Genomic DNA, 19907 nt, shown 5'->3' on the forward strand with positions numbered 1-19907 from the left:
AATGCCGCCAAAAAAAACCTGGCTTCCCTGAAATTTCCCAAACAGTTGCCCGCAATTTTATAAGCTTACCAGATCGTTTTCAAGATCCCGGTCTCGGTTTAATTGTGGATTTCAAACGCCTTTTCCGCCGGATTTATCCAAGAGTGCAGAAAAGGCGCTTTCTTAAAAATAAGCTAGGCAATCTTGAAGAAAGAAACCATTTCCCCAACCTGATCTGATTGCTCCTTCAACGATAGCGCCGCCGCTGAGCTTTCTTCGACCATCGCTGAATTTTGCTGTGTCATTTCGTCAATATAACCCAACGCGGTATTTGTTTCGGAAATGTCATTAGCTTGATCATTATTGGCGATGGAAATCTGCTCAATTGTTGCCGCTGTCGCTTGAATAGACTGGGCCATATTATCCAGAAACTCACCGGTATATTTAACTTGCTCAACGCCCTTTTCAATTTGATGGCCACTATTGGCAATCAGAGATTTTACATTGGAAGCTGCCTCGGCAGTCCGTTGAGCCAAAACACGTACCTCTGTGGCAACGACCGAGAACCCGCGACCGGCATCACCTGCCCGCGCGGCTTCAACACTGGCGTTTAACGCAAGTAAATTGGTTTGAAACGCGATTTCATCAATAACGCCTATAATCTGACTGATTTCTTCTGAGGAAGACAAAATTGCTTCCATCGCCTGAATGGCTTCCTGCGCAACCACCTGCCCTTTTTCAACTGACGTCCGTGACTGCTTTGCCTGCTCGTTCGCCTGAGCGGCATTTTGCGCATTCTTGTTCACCTGCTCTTGCAGACTGGCCATCGACGAGACAGTTTCTTCCAACATACTCGCCTGAGACTCTGTTCGTTTGGCAAGGTCACCGCTGCTTTGTGAAATATCACTCGCAACGGCATGGGCATTATGGGTTGATTGCTGAATTTCTTTTACAATTTCAAGAAGCTGCGCAGATGTTTTGTTGCTGTCTTCTTTAAGCGTTCCATACGTCCCTTTGTAATCGGCTGTAATTTCATGTGTAAGATCACCCTTGGCCAACGCTGCAAAGGCTGTCGTCGCCTCTTTCATAATACTGCTCACCGTATCGTTTAACTGGTTCATTGCCTGGGCAAGCGATTTCATGAACCCTTCTTTTCCCTCAAGTGACAGTTTCTTGTTAAAGTCGCCTTCTACGACGGCATTGACCATGGCATCAATTTCGTGCTGAACAATCAGGGCCTCTGTCAGATCTTCCCACTCAACTGTTGTGCCAAGCCGCATGTTCCCGTCTCCGATCACAGGGCTGAACGTTAAATCAAAAGTTTTCTGCCCCATCTCTGTCCGAACAGATTTAGGTATGTTCAATTTATACTCATTTCCCTTACAGAAATCCTTAAGTGTACTTCCGTTAAGGTTCTCGACTTTGAAACCAGGAACATATTGTGCGACATCGACACTCGCCTTACCCAGCATCTTCAGCAACGACTGATTACAATAGATAATTTCATCCTGATCATTCGCGACCATAATATTAGCAGCGCAGGTATCCAACGCCTCTTTTATCCGCGCATTTGCTTCAGCTTCTTTAAGGCGGATTTCATTTTCCGCTTTTTCTTTCTCACGCCGCTTTTCGTCAAGCTCTTCCTGTTTTACTCTTTCTTCCTCCAGACGGCTCTTTTCAATTCCGTTTTCCTTGAAAATCTGAACGGCATTCGCCATCAAGCCAAGTTCATTGGTTAATTGTAGCCCCGGCACTTCAACCGAATAGTCATTATTCGCCAGTTGGCGCATTACATGAATGATATTCGCAATCTGACGGCTCAACCGATCGCCGATAAGAAACGCAACCGCCCCCGCCATCAAGGCCGAAATGATCATGGTAATTACCATACCCACGACGGTTGTCGTCATGGACGTTGTCAGGTTCTCACCTGCAACCTTATCCTTTTGCTCACTCTGTGAAATCAGATCTGCTAGAATTGGCTCTGCGACAGCAAACAATGCGCTCATTTGCGTGCTATCCGGCTTCAATTGCAGAGTCAGATCCGCAAGTTGACGAAACGAAATATAATAGTCGTTCACCAAGCCGGACAACTTCACCTGTTCCGGATCTGGTAACGAGGATTGTTCAAGCAGTTGACTGAACTCAGTAACTCTGTCCGTCATCCGTTCCACATATTTGACATCTTCACGAAGAATAAAATCTTTTTCATGACGACGCATCATGAGCATGGTCAACATCAGGTTAGTGCTGTTATATTGTTTCAGTGCTTCCTCGACCGCATGAACCTTTTTGCGCAAGGTCCCCCGCAGACCTTCTTTTTCGGTTAAACCAATGTTCACCCAACTCTCTTTCACTCTGGCAAATTGGGCTAAATAGCGTGTAAATGTATTTTCAACTGCTGAGACCTGATCCAGTTGTTCAAGGGATGACAAAGCCCCTTTTAATTGTTTCAGATTGTCCAGAACCTTCATGCTGGTAGCAGCATGGTTGTCCGCATATTTCAACTTTAGTCGAATTAGGAAATCTTTTTCATTTCGCCGGGCATTAAGAAAATAATATTTAATATTCGAAGTGATTTCCAAAGTATGTCTAGCCGCTTCTCGCTCTGCCAGCGCCTTGTCGACAACGTTCTGATTGATAAAAAAGATGCCGCCCGTTACGACAAATCCAATCAGGATGATCAGCAAGATAAGAATGATCTGAACACGGATTTTTAAGTTTTTCATTTTCACGCCTTGTTGAAACAAAAACAGAAGTTGTTTTTACGGTTATGACAAAACTGTAGTTTAGTTTATTATTATATTGCGAAAATGTTAATAGAGTGCGAATATATTCAATATTATTAATCGCTATTGATGTTTATGGCATTCAAGGAGAGGAAGGGTGCACGACGCCCGCACACTCGCCCTGCAAGGGTAAAAATTAACACAAAACAATTATTTGATTATTGATCATCGTTAAAATATTCATCCGCCGCGATAAAAAACGACGGAAATATTCGCGGGACTAAATAAGATCAATAAAACAAACCAGAAACTCCTGATTGATGAGAAACATTGATTGGTAAAAAGCCGCCTGACCGGCATTCAACCAAATCAATCAACGGACGTAACGACCTGAACAGTCTTTTATTTTTCAATGTTACATTCAACGCTCATATCGAGTAGATTAACCGAATTAACAAATCACACTATAATAAGTGTAATTTCTATAAATCCAAAAACAGACAAGGCTTTCGCAATGCTGCCACCAATATCCGCCCTCATCATCCTTGTTAGTTTAAGCATCGCCTGGGCGACATCTGCATCAGCACAGTCAGGTAACGTCTGGAAAACAGTCTGCACGGACACCCAAAAGCCAGAAACCTGCAGGATCTCTCAGCAAATATTCTTAACTAAACAGTCAAAATCCGGAGAGAAGAAGGTTGCTGGTCGCGTTTTGGGCCTCAGTGTCCTTTATGCAACCGGTACAAAAACACAGAAGCGCGGTCCCTATTTAAGCATTTCAATGCCGCTTGGCGTTGACCTCAGACCCGGCGCGGTTCTAAAGATTGACGATGGTCAAGATATCTCGGTGAAATATCTGCGCTGTACGAAAGCCGGCTGTGATGCCAGCTTGCCGTTAACATCAGCGGTCTTGCATTCGATGAAACAGGGAAATACGCTTTTTGTAGGCTTCAGAGCGTGGGGAGACAAAAAGGTAAGTGTGCTAAAAGCGTCTTTGAAAGGCTTCACTAAAGCTTTTCAAAAGATACAATAATACAAACTATAAGCGTGTTGCGCAAACAACACATGCTATTCCCTTATTTGCTGAAGCATCTGATTTACCTAAAAATTTTTAGAATACGTATGCATAGTTCACATAACATAACATATCAAACCATAACAAAACTAAACAGAGTGGGAAATAATCTTAAATGGTTAACAAAACACAGCGCCAGACATTAAAGAATGCTCTTCTCAGTGGCATGTCTATCATCGCGTTCACTGCGATGATAGGTATCGATCATGCTGGCGCCGCGGCGTTAACACCGACATCTGGTGCAAATACGGCAACAGGCGCGGATACTATTGACGCGGCAGCTCAAGCAGGTGCTACAGATGCTGACTTGACCTTTGATCAATCCGGTGCCGGAGCGACAACCGTCAGTGTAACTGTCACCGGTGCGGGCACAACAAATCTTCGTGCCATAAGTGTGGCCGGTGATGATGATGCTGGTGATACTGCTGATCTGGTCATTGGCGATGGTAACGCGAACACTGTTGTTATTCTGAATGGCGCCGTCACTGGTGACGCACAGAATAATACGGGCGGCGGCACGACCCACGATCTGGACATTACAATTGATGCTGCTGATGGTGCTGCTGCTGCGGGCAACAGCTCGCTCTCCATCTTCGGGAACACCGATGCTGCCACCGGCGTAACAATGCAGGGTGATGCAAACGGTACGGCCACATTGACCATCGGCGATGGTACAAATGCCGCAAACTATGCGGGTACTATTGATATGAGTAACCTCGCAGGAACCGTTTCGGTCCTTAATGTTGCTGCTGCTTCTACTGTGTCAGGAGCGATCGACCTGTCGTCTGCAAATGGCGCAACCTCAACAACAATCAATCTAGGTGCTGGTTCTACTTTATCCGGGGCGATTTCAGACACGGCAGATGCCACACTCTTTACATTGAATGTCGATGGAAACGCAACTGCTAGCGCGGCAATTGACGCAGCGACAACAACGTCAGCAAATATTGAAATTGATGACGGTGTTACTTTAACTGCAACCGGCACTGGCGCTATTACAGTTGATAGTATCGATCTTGATGGCGGCACATTACGGCTAGACGGCGCAAAAACGATCACCGGTGCGATTGACGGTAACGATGCTGTCGAAGGAACATTGGATGTAAACGCTGCGACAACGCTTGTAAGTGCCGTAGGTGCAACAAACGCTCTCGCCTCCATTGATATCGCGGCAGTAACATTGACGGCACAAACCAACGTGAAAGCAACGGCGATCAACTTCTCCGGAGATGGCACCCTTCAGACAACAACAGGAACCCCTGTTATCGAAAGTGCCATTACATCGACAACGGACAATACCGGTACGCTGGACCTTGACGTTGCAACAACGATTACAGGAACTGTCGGTTCATCCACAGCAGCCCTTAAATCAATTGATGCAGCAGCAGGCTATTCAGTCTCTGGCGATGTTTATTCACGATTGATTTCTGGTGCAGGCGCAGCTGATTTCAATGGCGATGTAACCGCTGCTACCAGTATTACGACAGGTGCAGGGGGCATGACTTTTGCGGGCGACGTTACCGCAGGGGCCATCAATATGGCAGGCGGCGCTCTCACCTTTGATGGCGGCACCACCGCTCAAACGATTACCGGTGCAATTGATGGGGCTTCAACTCTGACTGTTACCAATTCTGCCGGCGCTACCTTCGCCAGCGCTGTTGGTGACGCTGTACAACTGACTGAAGTTGCAATCGCAAGTGGGCAAAGTGCGACGTTCCAAAGTACAGTTGACGCGGCGACAGTAGATGTCGACGGAACGATCCAGTTGGATGTTGACGGCAATACGGCAACAACTCTGGAAATACAAGACGGCTCAACGGTCACTTTGGGAGCGGGAGTTGCGGCAGGTGAAACGGTCTTTACCGGCACATTGGCCCTGGACTCCGGGGACGACAACGACGCGGAAATTACCCTTGTCATGCCGGCTTCCTTCAACACCGGAACAATCACACTTGTTTCAGCAGGTGGTGCTGCGGGACTGACCGACGAGTTTTCTTTAACCGATACCGCCCTTGTTAGTTATTCGATCGGATCTACCGCCGGCGATATAAATATTACTGCTACGGGTAAATCGACAGCAACGACAGCGTCTGAACTGGGCGTCACCACTCAAGAGGCTCTCGCACTCAGTAGTGCAAGCACTGCGGTGGCAACGGGCGATACTGAGGCTTCTACAGCGTTGAATACGGCATTAACAGGTGGTGGTGCTGGCGCCAAGCTGGCCGCAGAACAAGTTGGTGTGCAAGCTGACACTCTTGGAGCTGGCAGCACCGTCGCAATCGCAACAGGCGGCAGAGCAATTGGTGTTGCGTCAAAACGCCTAGCGGCACTTCGGTCAGGCAAGCAGTATGCGTCAGCCGATCAAACAGGCTTCTCTTCAGGAGATACTGGTATGGCCAAAGCTGCCTGGATTAAGCCTTTCGGTAACTGGGCGGAACAGGATGCCCGGGATGGCGTTGCCGGCTTTACGGCCAGAACGTATGGCTTGGCAGTTGGTCTTGACACAGAACTAGCGCAAGGCTTCACATTAGGCGGATCATTTGCTTACGCGAATTCAGACGTTGACGGTAAGGGAGCCGGTGATTCACAGGTGGATATCAACAGCTATCAGGTAACTGTGTATGGTGATTATACAACTGATGCTTTCTATATTGAGGGTATGCTTGGTTACGCCCATAATTCGAACGATGGTAAACGCAAGTTTACATTTGGCGGATTGGATCGGCAGGCTAATTCTGATTATAATTCAAGTCAGTATATGGCCAGTATCGGCGGCGGTGTTCCAGTTCAAATCAAAGGGAATGCATATATCACTTTTGAGGCAGGACTGGATTATACGCATGTGAATACAGACAGTTATACTGAAACAGGCGCTGGAAACCTGAACCTTAATGTTGATAGTGATAACATCGACGCCTTGATTGCTTCATTGGGTGCGCGAGTACACACCAGAATGAAACAGGGTGAAGGCGTTTTGATCCCTGAATTCAATGCAGGGGTTAGTTATGACCTCTCCGGAGATGAAGCTGTAGCAACAGCTACCTACACAGGTGGCGGCGCGGCATTCAAAACGACCGGTGCTGACGTTGAAGAATTGGCGGGTAACGTTGGATTTGGTATGACCTATGACACAGGTGCCTGGTCTGTTGGCGCTCGTTACGATGCTGAGTTCAAATCTGAGTATATCAGTCACTCTGCATTGGTCGAAGCACGCTTTAAATTCTAAAAACCCCAATTTGGTTTTATAACAGCAAGCCCCGAAAGATTTGTTCTTTCGGGGCTTTTTTCATGTCAAATATATGATCCCATGATCAGGCCCGTTTCTTTTTCTTAAAGAAAATCAGGAATATGGTAAAATCCTGTCAGAGATTACAATGGCCCTGCGTTCCAAAGATCGCAAAATACAGGAATGACAGTGTTTAAAATTGCACTCCGCGAAGCGCCCCACACCGCGCCCCTCCTTACAACAATAGCAACAATAGCGGCCCTGTTGTCCGGTTGTGCCCTTACAAGTGTTGAGGAACGACAGACAAACGCGACCAAACTTGCCGCATCCGCCAATCTTCAGCCATTTTCAATCAAGACAAAGGTTTTTACCTTTTCTGGCCACGGCAAATACGCTGCGCGGGGTCAGGAACCGGTCGTATATATAGAAGGAGATGGATTTGCCTGGATAGATCGGTACACCATTTCGAAAAACCCGACGCCGATCAATCCCATTGCATTAAAACTTGCCCGCCTTGATCCTTCTCCCACTGTGATCTATCTCGCCCGCCCCTGCCAATATGTTGATCTAAGGTCTGAAATCAATTGCACCTCCAAATACTGGACAAGTCACCGGTTCGCACCAGAAATCATCGATAGCTATGATCAGGCGCTCACACGCCTAAAAACAAATCTGAACGTCACTGGGTTTCGGTTGGTAGGATTTTCAGGGGGCGGCGCAATTGTTGCCCTTCTATCCGCCAGGCGAAATGACATCTCGTCGTTCAGAACAATTGCGGGGAACCTTGACCATGATACTTTAAACCGGGAAAAACGTGTCTCGAAACTCTCCGGCTCTTTAAATCCGAAAAACCATGCCGCACAAACCTCTCATATACCGCAGATCCATTTTGTAGGCGATCGTGATGCCATAATCCCGGAATGGGTCGCAAAATCTTATGCAGAGGCGGCTGGAAATCCCCGTTGTGTACGCTATCAGGTCATCCATGATGTTGACCATACAAACGGCTGGGAGCGTGTTTGGCGCACCTTAAGCAGCCACCTCCCTGAATGTTAAAAACACAAACGAAGCGACAAGGAATACCGACCGCGATTTAGTGTTTCTTTTCTCAGCTCGTAAGTTCGACAAAATCAATGAGCCGGACCAAAAGGCTTGTTCTTTGCCCGTTCCCTACAACACCCCGGCGCCCGCTGACCTATGGCATAATGATAAGCACCAATTGTCATCCTCTTCTGGCAAACGGTCCTGAATATTGATAGGCTGTTTGTGTAGCGTCGCCAATCAAAGAAAAAGCCGTTGATCAGTCTCATAAACAAGACATATTCTCACCTGGTGCTCTGTATCAAAAACAACCTTCAAGCCTAAACCATATTTTCTTCTGCAATCAGGCCTGCATACCAATGAACAGCAATCCAAGAACACGGCCCCAACTGGTAAGGCGGCTAACGTTACCGCTCCTGATCCTTTACGGATTAGGCGTCACGGTTGGCGCGGGAATTTATGTTTTGGTTGGCACGACAGCGGAACGGGCTGGCATATATGCTCCGATTTCCTTTATTTTGGCAGCAATTACAGTTGCGTTTACGGGCCTGGCCTATTCAGAACTTTCCAGCCGATATCCCGTCAGCGCAGGAGAGGCTGCATATGTTCAAAAAGGCTTCAACAGTAAAACGCTTTCCTTGATCATCGGGTTATTGGTGATTGCATCCGGTACGGTCTCTGCTTCTGCAATTTCAATCGGGGCAGCCGCCTATCTTGAAAACTTTATCCCCATTGCACCTTCAATTCTGACATTCATCGTGGTTATTTCAATTGGTCTGGTTGCGATTTGGGGGATTTTGGAATCTGTTTTGCTTGCCGCTGTGCTGACGGTCATCGAACTCGCAGGCCTCGGCCTGGTGGTGATCTATGGGCTGTATGACGAGCCGACTATGCTCACGCGAATACCAGACCTTATCCCACCGTTTGATCCATCCGTTTGGGGCGGTATCTTATCCGCTTGCCTGCTGGCTTTCTTCGCATTTATCGGGTTTGAAGATATGGTCAATGTGGCTGAGGAAGTCAAAAACCCGAAAAAGACAATGCCCCGCGGGATCTTGCTGACCTTACTCTCTGCATCGGTTATATACTTTCTTGTGGTCTCGGTCGTCGTACTGACCGTCCCGTTGGATCAACTCAGCCAATCAGCAGCTCCCTTACAGCTTGTTTTCCACGATTCCGGCGAATTTATTTCCGTTCTATTCGGCGTGATCGCTATTTTCGCCACCCTGAACGGGATCCTGATCCAAATCATTATGGCATCACGGGTTATTTATGGATTGGCGACACAAGAGAAGCTTCCGGCTTTTCTCGCGCAGGTGAATTCTATCACTCATACCCCATTGAAGGCGACAATCCTTGTCTGCGGCATTGTTTTACTGCTCACATATACTCTACCGATTGGTAAGTTGGCCGAGGCCACATCATCCATCGTCATCATCGTGTTTTGCCTCGTCAATGTAGCGCTGATCAAAATCAAAATTTCAGAGAAAACCAAACCAGTTGACCTCTATCAGGTCTCGATTTTGGTCCCTATTCTGGGCCTTTTTACCAGCCTATTTCTTCTACTCGCTCAATTCTGGTTATAAAAATCCCGTCATTCAAACCCCTGATTTGAACATCCATCCTGTCACACCATCGCCCGCGCATGATTTTATTAAAAATTTTATGTCCTTCAACGCTTCGAAGGGATACCTTTCCTTTTCACTGAACTATCTGACAAAAAAGACGTTTTTCGGAATCTCATCGCTTCTTTTTTAATCCGTGGTTCGGGAAATCCCTGACATCCAAAATCAATACATAAAATTTTATTTTTGATTAACGTAAATGGAATAGTATGGAAGCTTCAGTCCTCTGATTTTCATTGTACAGGTACAAGTTGATGCCTCTTAAAAACCTCTCATATTTTTTGCTTTTCTGTGCTGCGTTCCTTATTTCCGGATGTATTGAAGAAGAGACAAAAACATACTCTTGGAAACTTCAGAGCCATGCAGTCAGTACCAGTCTTGATTATCAAGAACTGGTTGTCATGACCGATAACATTCGCACCATGAGCGGCGGAAGACTGGACATTACACCTTATCCAGCCGGTGCGGTCGTAAGCGGCCCCCGTATTTATGAAGCAGTTGGCGATCGAACCATTGAAATGGGGAATGGCTGGCCAAACTGGTGGTCGGGCCAACATCCTGCTTGGGCTGTAATGAATGCCGGCCCGTTTGACTTCATGAACCTGGATGCCTCAATGATGTTCTTTATAGCAGGCGAAGGGACCGCCCTTGCAAATGAACTGTCGGAACAAAAGGGTATAATCTGGCGCCCGGCCTGGTGGCCGGGTATGGAGTTTGGTTTACTGTCCAAAAAACCTATTCGAGGCCTGTTGGACTTAAATGAAAAGCGCGTCAGAATAGGTCCAGGCCTCCCGAGTGAGGTATTAGCAGCGGCATCAGGTGCCTACACTATCCCGCTTGTGCCCAGTGAAATCCGTCCGGCACTTGAAAACGATAATCTGGATGCCGTTGAATGGACAACAACGGCAGGCGCCTGGAATTTAGGGTTGCAGGACATAAGTCGTTACGCCATCGTTCCTGCGATCTGGCAACCCTCGGTTCTGGCAGACTTCCTGATTAATAAAAAGGCCTATGCTGAACTCCCAATAGACCTGCAAGCCATTCTTGAAACAGCGATCAAAAGTTATACGCTGACAACAACAATGAAAGCCAAAAAAGAGGATATCAACGCCCTAAAACTGTTCAAGGACAATGGAACTGTTTTCAGCCAATGGTCTGAGGAAGATCTTTCCCGTCTGCGCGAAGCGTCCGATCAGATCTTGGAGACCTACAAAGCAAAGGATGTATTTTCCCGCCGTTTGATTGAAAAAAAACAGGCATTCAAAGCAGAATATAATACGTATTACGAAATGTTCGGCCCATACGAGAAACAGTAGAACCAGAACGCGAAGCGTAATGTTTGGGCCTCCAAGATGAAAAATGAACTAACCGTCAAACTTGCCATGCAGCTTGTGGTCATCACGATCACAGTAATGGCCGTGTTCATTGGTGCCCGCCTCTGGATAAATCTGTACGAGTTTAACAAGGAAATTGAAACAACCCTGGAAGAAGTAAGCGCACGGATTGCCACGACCGTTAACCCGACCATTTGGGACATCTACAAAAAATCACAGGATCGGAAGTATTCTCATGAAGTTGCGAACGCAATCCTGGATGCAGAACTTAAAAATCCCTATTTGGTCGCCATCAAAGTATACGGCAATTTTGGCCATCTTTTCATGGGAAAAATCAGATTGGAGGACGGACAAAACGTTAATTATGACGACAAAACCTTCGAAGATGTTTCAGGATTAATTGATCGCCACCAACGATACCCTATTCGACTGGACCAAATGACCATCGGCAATGTTGACATCTTTTTTACAGAAGCCCCGTTACGGCAAAAACTACTAAGGAGTTTTCTTGTCGACCTGCTACAGACATTTACCATCGGTTTGGTAACAATGCTGTTTCTGTTTTATGCCCTGCGAAAATCCCTAGTAAAGCCATTGATAGAGCTGCAAACGGCGAAACATGCACTGGAAAGCATGTCAGATGGCGTCGCCATCCTATCGCCGGATGGCAATGTTTTGGAAATTAACAACGCTTTCAGTCAACAAACCGGATATGACATCAGTGACCTATTAAACAAGAAACTGTTCATGTTCAAAAACACCGCAAACGGCAAGAGCAAAATTGACAGCATATGGAAGGAAGTTGAAGGCGAAGGGTCCTGGACCGGCGAGGTTGAAACAACTCAAAAAAATTCAAAGCTATACTACGCAATTCTTTCATTTACGACGATCTACAGCGACAAAGGCGATATCATCTACAGAGTTCTCGTTATTCGCGACAACACTAACGAGCATCGGCTGCAGCACTCCCAAAGAATGGAAACTGTCGGTGCCCTTGCCGGTGGTATCGCACATGATATCAACAATGTCCTCACACCCATTATGGGTTGGGCAGAGCTATTGTCAGAAGATCAGCCTAATCCTGACATCTCGAAGCGTGGGTTAGAGCATATTCTGCAAGGAACAATTCGGGCAAAAGGCATGATCGACCAAATCATGAATTTCTCTCGAATGAATAAAAACGCAAGACCGGAAAACATTGATCTGAAAGCTCTGATCGTGGACTCTATTAGCTTTGTGAAAACCACATTCCCTGCCTCTATTCACATCCAGACCAAATTGTGCGACGAAGAATTGCGGATTTTCGCAGATCGGGGGAAAGTAGAACAGGTCCTGATCAATTTGTATACCAACGCCATGCATGCCATGGAGGAGAACGGCGGCCGCTTGACAATTGGTGCCGAAATTGTTGAAGACGATACGCATACAGTGAATAGAAGAGATCAAATTCACCTAACCATATCGGACACCGGCCATGGAATTCCTGAGGAAATTCTCGATAATATTTTCGAGCCATATTTTACCACAAAAGGTTCGGGAAAAGGCAATGGATTTGGACTATCAACGTCCCTTGGTATCATTGAAAAAATGGACGGCAGCCTGCAAGTTGACACAAAAGTTGGTGAAGGTTCGACATTTCATATCTGGTTACCCTTTGATCTGTCCGTGCTCCTGATTGAAAACGGAGCTCCCACTGAAACCACCCTTCACGAAAAAGGGAAAGCCACCAAAAGAGAACGGATTGAGGTTGAGGAAGAAGTTGAAGAAGAGGAAGAAGAGGAGGAAATAATCGACGACAATCAGGACGCCCCGGACAGTGCCCTGAAGAACAAAAAAATACTTTTGGTGGATGACGAAGTTGAAAACCTGAAATTAGGGGAAAGCCTGCTAACCTATCTTGGTTGCCAAACGGAGAGCTATGACAATAGCGAAGAAGCCCTAGCCGCGTTCAGAGCGACACCGGAACGTTTTGATTTTTTAATTACCGATCAGAGCATGCCAAATATGCAGGGACATGAACTTGCGCTGGCCGTCAGACAAATAAAACAGGACCAACCGGTCATTGTCATAACAGGACAGAACCTGACCAACATCCTGAAAAAATACCATCTACTGAACAAAGTCGCCTATGTACGAAAACCGTTTCGTATTACAGAATTAAAACGGGCGATGCAGAAATTATTGACCCCTTCAGTGATCACTGAAACGAACGAGCGCTAACGGCCGAAGCAACCAAATCAATCGCTCTCCTATACGGATTTCGACTTGCAACCCGATAATATCAAGAACCGTCCTCGCAGTTTTTCCGGAGTTTTTCTGCGGGTTTAAATTTCCATGTGTTTCATTTGCGTCAGACGGTCCGCGTATGGTGCAGGAAAGCAAAAATCACGAGAGTCGAAATATTGCATTGCACAAATTATTGTGCGTGTGCACAATATCATGATGGCTATCCAGGATTTTAGAATTTTAGTAATTGATGAGAACCGCATACGGGCGTCCATTATCAAGGATGGCCTGGAAGATGCGGGACATTCTCATGTCACTGTTCTAAACGAGATCAGGGGGGTCGCCGGGCAGATCGAACATCTGGATCCAGATGTCATCATTATTGATCTGGAAAACCCCAATCGGGACATGCTGGAATCCATGTTTGCCCTGTCCAAAAGTGTCAAACGCCCCATTGCAATGTTTGTTGACAATTCTGATCAGCAATCCATTGAAGCTGCTGTAGAGGCTGGCGTCTCTTCCTATATCGTAGACGGCTTTCGACAGGACCGGGTGAAACCGATCATGGATATGGCCATAACACGCTACCGGGCTTTCTCGAAAATGGAGAGAGAGCTGGAGACAGCCAGAAATGAACTGGCGGAACGAAAAACCATCGACCGCGCCAAAAACATCCTGATGCGAACAAAGAATATTGATGAAGAACAGGCTTATAACCTGATGCGCCGAACCGCGATGAACCGTAATCAGAAAATCTTCGAAATTGCCGATAGTATTATCATGGCAGCATCCTTGATGGACGAATAGAAGGGTAACGCGATGAATAATAATAAACAGCAAAATACAATCTGTGCAGGTTTCCTCCCTCTAATGGATGCGGCAATTTTAATTGCGACAAAAGAAAAAGGATTTGGTAGCGCGGAAGGTATTGACCTTGTTCTGGTAAAGGAGAGTTCCTGGGCAAATATTCGCGATCGCATGGCCATCGGACATTTTGATGTCGCCCACATGCTGGCTCCTATGCCCATCGCTTCAGCATTAGGCTTGATGCCTTTGCCCCTTAAGATTATCGCACCAATGGCCATGGGTCTCGGCGGCAATGCGATTACGATATCCCTTACAATCGCCAACGAGATGGCCAGTGATCAGACTTTAGCCGACCTGTCCGCCCGGGACGCAGGCAAACGGTTATCAGATCTTATTGTTGCCCGGCAGAAAACGAAAAAAGAGCGGTTGGTTTTTGGGGTCGTTCACCCCTATTCAGGGCACAATTATGAATTGAGATACTGGTTGGCAGCCTGCGGAATTCATCCTGATAAAGACGTCGACATTGTCGTTATTCCACCCGCCCTGATGCCCGATGCCCTCTCTTGCGGGATGCTGGATGGGTTTTGTGTCGGTGAACCCTGGAACAGCATTGCCATTGAGCAAGGAGTCGGGACGCTTCTGACAACCAAATCCAAGATCTGGCGAAATAGCCCCGAGAAGGTTCTCGGCGCCAGCGAAAGCTTTGCCACCCAACACCCTGAAAAGCTCGCAGCGTTAATCCGGGCCCTGTACCGGGCTGCCAAATGGTGCTCTGATCCTGCAAACATTCCAGAATTATCAGCGATCCTGTCTACGAACCAATATATTGGTGTGCCGCCGCATATTCTTGAAAAGGCCCTTCTTGGTAAATTCAAAACCGAAACCGGTCAATTCGGGGATATTCAGGATTTCTTTATTCCCTATGAAAGAGCCGCGACCTTCCCTTGGCTGAGCCACGCTTTATGGTTCTATAGTCAGATGGTCCGTTGGGGCCATGCGGATTGGTCACCAGAGTTTGTCGAACAACTGAAAAACTGTTACCGACCCGATTTGTATCGATCAGCCCTTTCAAAAATGAACGTTCCCATCCCTTCAGCGAATGCAAAGGTTGAAGGTGCGTTGGAACAAACTCAATATGTCGGGACCATGCAAGGACAACTTTCTCTTGGCCCCGATGGCTTCTTCGATGGCAGAGTTTTTGATCCAGATGATTTGGCGGCCTATATCGAACAACAACGCACCGATCAATAAACAGGCGCTTGTTCGCTGCAGCGCACAAAAATTATGCACGCCGCACAACAATTAATCTGACCTACATATGGGCGATTAACGCGCAAAAAGACAACCCATTGAAATAAAACAATCTTTTTTCACCAACCAAACTGGCACACTGTTTGCTTTGTTAGGAACATAGACATTACCGTGCCCAACGACGGGCACACTGGCAAAGCTGCCATGCTGTTTCGATGGTCATTCATGACTGTATCGAAGCTGCATTGCAGCTTTTTTTTATGAAAATTTTTGAACCAAGTAACGACAGGAGGCTAAAAATGGGTGCTTTAAAATATGCAAGACGTACCTTTCTAGCGATGAGTACGGCCCTTCTAGCCACAGCGGCCACGGTTTCAGTTTCTCACGCTGAAATGCTGGATGTGGAGAAGGATGAGTTAAAATTCGGGTTTATCAAACTAACCGATATGGCCCCACTCGCCATTGCTTATGAAAAAGGCTATTTCGAAGAAGAAGGCCTTTACGTCACTCTTGAACCTCAAGCCAACTGGAAAGTCCTGCTCGACCGGGTGATCACCGGTGAACTGGATGGTGCGCATATGCTGGCTGGACAGCCGCTGGCCGCGACAATTGGTTTTGGTACCAAAGCCCATATCGTTACGCCCTTTTCCATGGATCTGAACGGGAACGGAATTACCGTTTCGAACGAAATCTGGGAAATGATGAGAAAACATATTCCGTCTGGTCCTGATGGTAAACCTGTCCATCCCATCAAGGCCGATGCTCTGAAGCCAGTCGTTGATCAGTTCAAAGCGGAAGGCAAGCCTTTCAAAATGGGTATGGTTTTTCCTGTCTCCACCCATAATTATGAACTTCGTTACTGGCTGGCTTCAGGCGGTATTCACCCCGGATTTTACAGCGCGGATGATGTCTCTGGTCAAATCCAGGCGGACGCCCTGTTGTCAGTAACACCACCGCCGCAGATGCCTGCAACACTCGAAGCCCAGACCATTCACGGTTACTGTGTGGGGGAGCCGTGGAACCAGCAAGCCGTATTTAAAGGGATCGGCGTTCCTGTAATTACAGATTTCGAAATATGGAAGAACAATCCTGAAAAAGTCTTTGGCTTAACCAAAGAGTTCACAGAAGCCAATCCGCAAACAACTCTGGCCCTGACAAAAGCCTTGATCCGGGCAGCCAAATGGCTTGATGAAAACAACAATGCAAATCGAATGGAAGCCGTCGAAATCCTGTCGCGATCTGAATATGTAGGGGCCGACAAAGAAGTGATTGCCAATTCCATGACCGGCACCTTCGAATATGAAAAAGGGGATAAACGTGACGTTCCTGATTTCAACGTTTTCTATCGGTATTATGCAACCTACCCCTACTATTCCGATGCTGTGTGGTATCTCACTCAAATGCGCCGTTGGGGCCAGATCAACGAGCATAAAAATGACGCTTGGTATGACGAGGTGGCCAAATCTGTCTACCTGCCAAACGTCTATCTTCAAGCTGCCAGGCTGTTGGTTGAAGAAGGCCACGCCGATAAAGCCGATTTTCCATGGGACTCTGATGGTTATCGCGCGCCTACCCCGGCGGCCGATATCATCGATGGCATCCCCTATGACGGTAAAAAGCCCAACGCTTACATCAACTCTCAAAAAATTGGCTTGAAATCCAAACAGATGGTCAAGGGCGACTCTCTGGTTGAAGGGTAACCCGACACAAGTGGCCGCAACGGCGGCCACTTCCCCGACGATGAATTAAGGACCCCCAAAGATGACAAATACTTCTGAAGTGATGACAACCGGTGACGCCGGAAAGAAAAGGGAAAAGGTTTTTTCCATAATCAACCGTGCGTCAGGCTGGTTGAACGCACTCGGGTTTTCCTGGCTGGTTCCCATCCTGAAGATGCTGGCAGGCGATAACTTTCAGGAACAGCTGACTGAGCTGAGAAAAGTTCTTCTATATCCGATGCTGGGTATCATTGTCTTTCTGGTGGCCTGGACCGCGCTTGCCCCGCGCGTTCAAACGTCTCTTGGGGCAATTCCGGGCCCCACCCACGTTTGGGAACAGACCGGCAATCTTTGGGCGGACCATATCCGGGAAAGAGAAAAAGCTGATGCGTTTTATGACCGTCAGGACAAACGGAACGAAAAACTGATTGCCGCCGGCAAGGCAGACAAAGTCAAACACCGCACCTACACAGGTAAACCGACCTATTTTGACCAGATCGTCACCTCCTTGGCGACTGTGGGGCTAGGCTTTCTGATTGCTACAATTGTGGCGGTACCATTGGGCATTGCATCGGGACTGTCAAAGGCAGTCAATGGCGCGGTGAACCCGCTTATCCAGATTTTCAAGCCCGTCTCTCCTCTTGCCTGGTTGCCTATCGTCACCATGGTTGTATCCGCCCTGTATGTTGAACCTTGGGGATGGATGCCAAAATCCATGATGATTTCGGCGGTCACTGTCACGCTTTGCTCCTTATGGCCAACCCTTATCAATACAGCACTGGGCGTTGCCTCTATCGACAAAGATCTGATGAATGTGAGCCGAGTCCTGCAATTACCAACGGCCAAAACAATCACAAAACTTGTTCTCCCCTCTTCACTGCCGCTTATTTTTACCGGCTTGCGCCTGTCGCTTGGGGTCGGATGGATGGTGTTGATTGCTGCCGAAATGCTGGCTCAAAATCCTGGCCTTGGAAAATTTGTCTGGGATGAATTCCAGAACGGCTCTTCACAATCTCTGGCCAAGATAATCGTTGCAGTCCTGACCATTGGTATCATTGGCTTTGTATTGGATCGCATCATGTATGCGTTGCAAACAGCCTTCACTTTTTCTGCAAATCGATAGGTGGAGCGCATGTCATTTTTAGAAATCACAGGATTGTCAAAGCATTATGGAGACGGTGCAAACCGAACCAACGTGCTGAAAGACATCAATCTAAAAGTCGAGGACGGCGAGTTTATTGCGATCCTCGGCTTCTCAGGCTCTGGCAAAACAACGTTGATTTCGGCCTTAGCAGGCTTGATCGAACCAGACACAGGCGGCGTGATCTTTCGCGGGAAACAAATCACAGGCCCCGGCCCGGAGAGAGGATTGGTCTTTCAATCATATTCCCTGATGCCGTGGCTATCAGTGCGTGGAAACATAACGCTTGCGGTTGATGCGGTTCACACAACCAAATCCCGCAAAGAAAAGACAGAAATAACACAACATTATATCGACATGGTGGGTCTCTCCCATGCGGCCGACAGACGACCAGCAGAGCTTTCTGGTGGCATGCGTCAACGGGTTGCTGTTGCCCGGGCACTTGCCATGCAGCCCGAAGTCCTTCTTATGGATGAGCCACTATCCGCACTGGATGCGCTGACCCGCGCCAAGCTACAGGACGAGTTCGCAGATATTTCTCAAAAAGAAAAGAAAACCATCATCCTCATTACAAATGACGTGGATGAAGCGATCCTTCTCGCCGATCGGGTGATCGCGCTAACCCCTGCACCAAATGCCACTTTAGGGCGGGAGTTTCGCATTGATCTGCCACGACCAAGGAACCGTGCTGAAATCAATAGCGACGCAGAGTTTATCCGCCTGAGAGGTGAGATTACACAGTATCTGATGGATATAGGTGCAGAACGGGGGGTTGAGGCAGAACGCTGTATCGCGCTTCCGGAAATCGTTCCGATCACGCAGCGGGACAAAATTCCCCCAGCCTACCAAAAAGCTGCTGAGTCAGTGCGCAACAAACGGTATCTGGACTTGAGTCAGATTAAAAAGATTTACCCCACCCCACAGGGGCCGCTAACGGTAGTCGACGGGTTCGACTTGAAAATGAACAAGGGCGAATTTGTTACGCTGATTGGTCATTCAGGATGCGGAAAATCAACGGTCCTGTCGATGATTTCTGGTCTCAATAGCATCTCTGAAGGCGGGATTATTCTGGACGGTACCCATATTGAAGGGGCTGGTCCAGACAGAGCCGTTGTTTTTCAAGCCCCATCCCTGCTGCCGTGGCTCACGGCACACGAGAATGTCTGCCTCGGTGTGGATAAAGTATATCCGGACGCTGACAGGTCTGAACGCAAGGATGTGGTTGAATATTACCTTTCAAAAGTCGGCCTTGCCGATTCCATGCATAAATTGGCAGGCGATTTATCCAACGGAATGAAACAACGGGTGGGCATCGCCCGGGCATTTGCCCTGTCTCCCAAGCTTCTTCTATTGGATGAACCTTTTGGCATGTTGGACAGCCTAACCCGTTGGGAATTGCAGGATGTTCTGATGGATGTCTGGAAACGGACGCAGGTGACGGCTGTTTGCGTCACCCATGATGTGGATGAAGCCATTCTGCTGGCCGACCGGGTTGTGATGATGTCAAACGGGCCCCATGCGAAAATCGGCAATGTGATGGATGTAGATCTTCCCCGGCCAAGATCTCGCAAAGCCCTGCTGGAACACCCGGACTACTACGCCTATCGCGAGGAGCTTCTGGAATTCCTGGATGCCTATGAAGGCGGTGCAAATCCAAGTACCGAGCAACTGTCCAGAATTACCGCAAAACGCAAAGAAAGAATTGCCCGGCAGGCAGGGCAAGAAAAACCGAAAGCAGTGTTATCAGCGGGGTGA

The 19907-nt window shown here is 47.6% G+C and carries 12 protein-coding genes; 11 read left to right on the top strand and 1 reads right to left on the bottom strand.

Annotation, left to right across the window (positions count from 1 at the left end):
• Positions 1 to 173: 173 nt before the first annotated feature.
• The gene (locus tag OIR97_RS11510) at positions 174 to 2708 is read right to left on the bottom strand and encodes a methyl-accepting chemotaxis protein (RefSeq protein WP_169545769.1); all 2535 of its coding nucleotides are present in this window, start codon (positions 2706 to 2708) and stop codon (positions 174 to 176) included.
• A 412-nt stretch (positions 2709 to 3120) separates the two neighbouring features.
• On the opposite strand from OIR97_RS11510, the gene OIR97_RS11515 reads away from it, so the two are divergent.
• From OIR97_RS11515 to OIR97_RS11565, 11 genes are all read left to right on the top strand, one after another.
• Entirely contained in the window at positions 3121 to 3741 is a 621-nt protein-coding gene (locus OIR97_RS11515; protein ID WP_169545770.1) for an invasion associated locus B family protein, read from the top strand.
• Positions 3742 to 3898: 157 nt separating this feature from the next.
• Complete coding sequence (locus tag OIR97_RS11520; RefSeq protein ID WP_169545771.1) at positions 3899 to 7009, top strand: autotransporter outer membrane beta-barrel domain-containing protein; 3111 nt, start codon at positions 3899 to 3901, stop codon at positions 7007 to 7009.
• Positions 7010 to 7198: 189 nt separating this feature from the next.
• Positions 7199 to 8065, top strand: coding sequence for an alpha/beta fold hydrolase (locus tag OIR97_RS11525; RefSeq protein ID WP_169545772.1), 867 nt, complete (start codon positions 7199 to 7201; stop codon positions 8063 to 8065).
• 344 nt (positions 8066 to 8409) lie between these two features.
• Positions 8410 to 9636, top strand: coding sequence for an APC family permease (locus OIR97_RS11530; RefSeq protein ID WP_169545773.1), 1227 nt, complete (start codon positions 8410 to 8412; stop codon positions 9634 to 9636).
• 293 nt (positions 9637 to 9929) lie between these two features.
• Positions 9930 to 10991, top strand: a complete 1062-nt coding sequence (locus tag OIR97_RS11535; RefSeq protein ID WP_169545774.1) for a type 2 periplasmic-binding domain-containing protein — start codon at positions 9930 to 9932, stop codon at positions 10989 to 10991.
• A 36-nt stretch (positions 10992 to 11027) separates the two neighbouring features.
• Positions 11028 to 13229, top strand: a complete 2202-nt coding sequence (locus OIR97_RS11540; protein WP_169545775.1) for a hybrid sensor histidine kinase/response regulator — start codon at positions 11028 to 11030, stop codon at positions 13227 to 13229.
• Positions 13230 to 13451: 222 nt separating this feature from the next.
• Positions 13452 to 14042 (top strand): ANTAR domain-containing protein, encoded by a 591-nt coding sequence (locus tag OIR97_RS11545; RefSeq protein WP_169545892.1) that lies wholly within the window; start codon positions 13452 to 13454, stop codon positions 14040 to 14042.
• Between the two features lie 12 nt (positions 14043 to 14054).
• Entirely contained in the window at positions 14055 to 15293 is a 1239-nt protein-coding gene (locus OIR97_RS11550) for a CmpA/NrtA family ABC transporter substrate-binding protein (protein WP_169545776.1), read from the top strand.
• 338 nt (positions 15294 to 15631) lie between these two features.
• A complete protein-coding gene (locus OIR97_RS11555) occupies positions 15632 to 16993 on the top strand; it encodes an ABC transporter substrate-binding protein (RefSeq protein WP_169545893.1) in 1362 nt (453 codons plus the stop codon).
• A 61-nt stretch (positions 16994 to 17054) separates the two neighbouring features.
• The gene (locus tag OIR97_RS11560) at positions 17055 to 18134 is read left to right on the top strand and encodes an ABC transporter permease (protein ID WP_169545777.1); all 1080 of its coding nucleotides are present in this window, start codon (positions 17055 to 17057) and stop codon (positions 18132 to 18134) included.
• A gap of 9 nt (positions 18135 to 18143) precedes the next feature.
• Positions 18144 to 19907, top strand: coding sequence for an ABC transporter ATP-binding protein (locus tag OIR97_RS11565; protein ID WP_169545778.1), 1764 nt, complete (start codon positions 18144 to 18146; stop codon positions 19905 to 19907).

This window comes from Sneathiella aquimaris, from assembly GCF_026409565.1.
In the GTDB taxonomy this organism is placed as follows: Bacteria; Pseudomonadota; Alphaproteobacteria; order Sneathiellales; family Sneathiellaceae; genus Sneathiella; species Sneathiella aquimaris.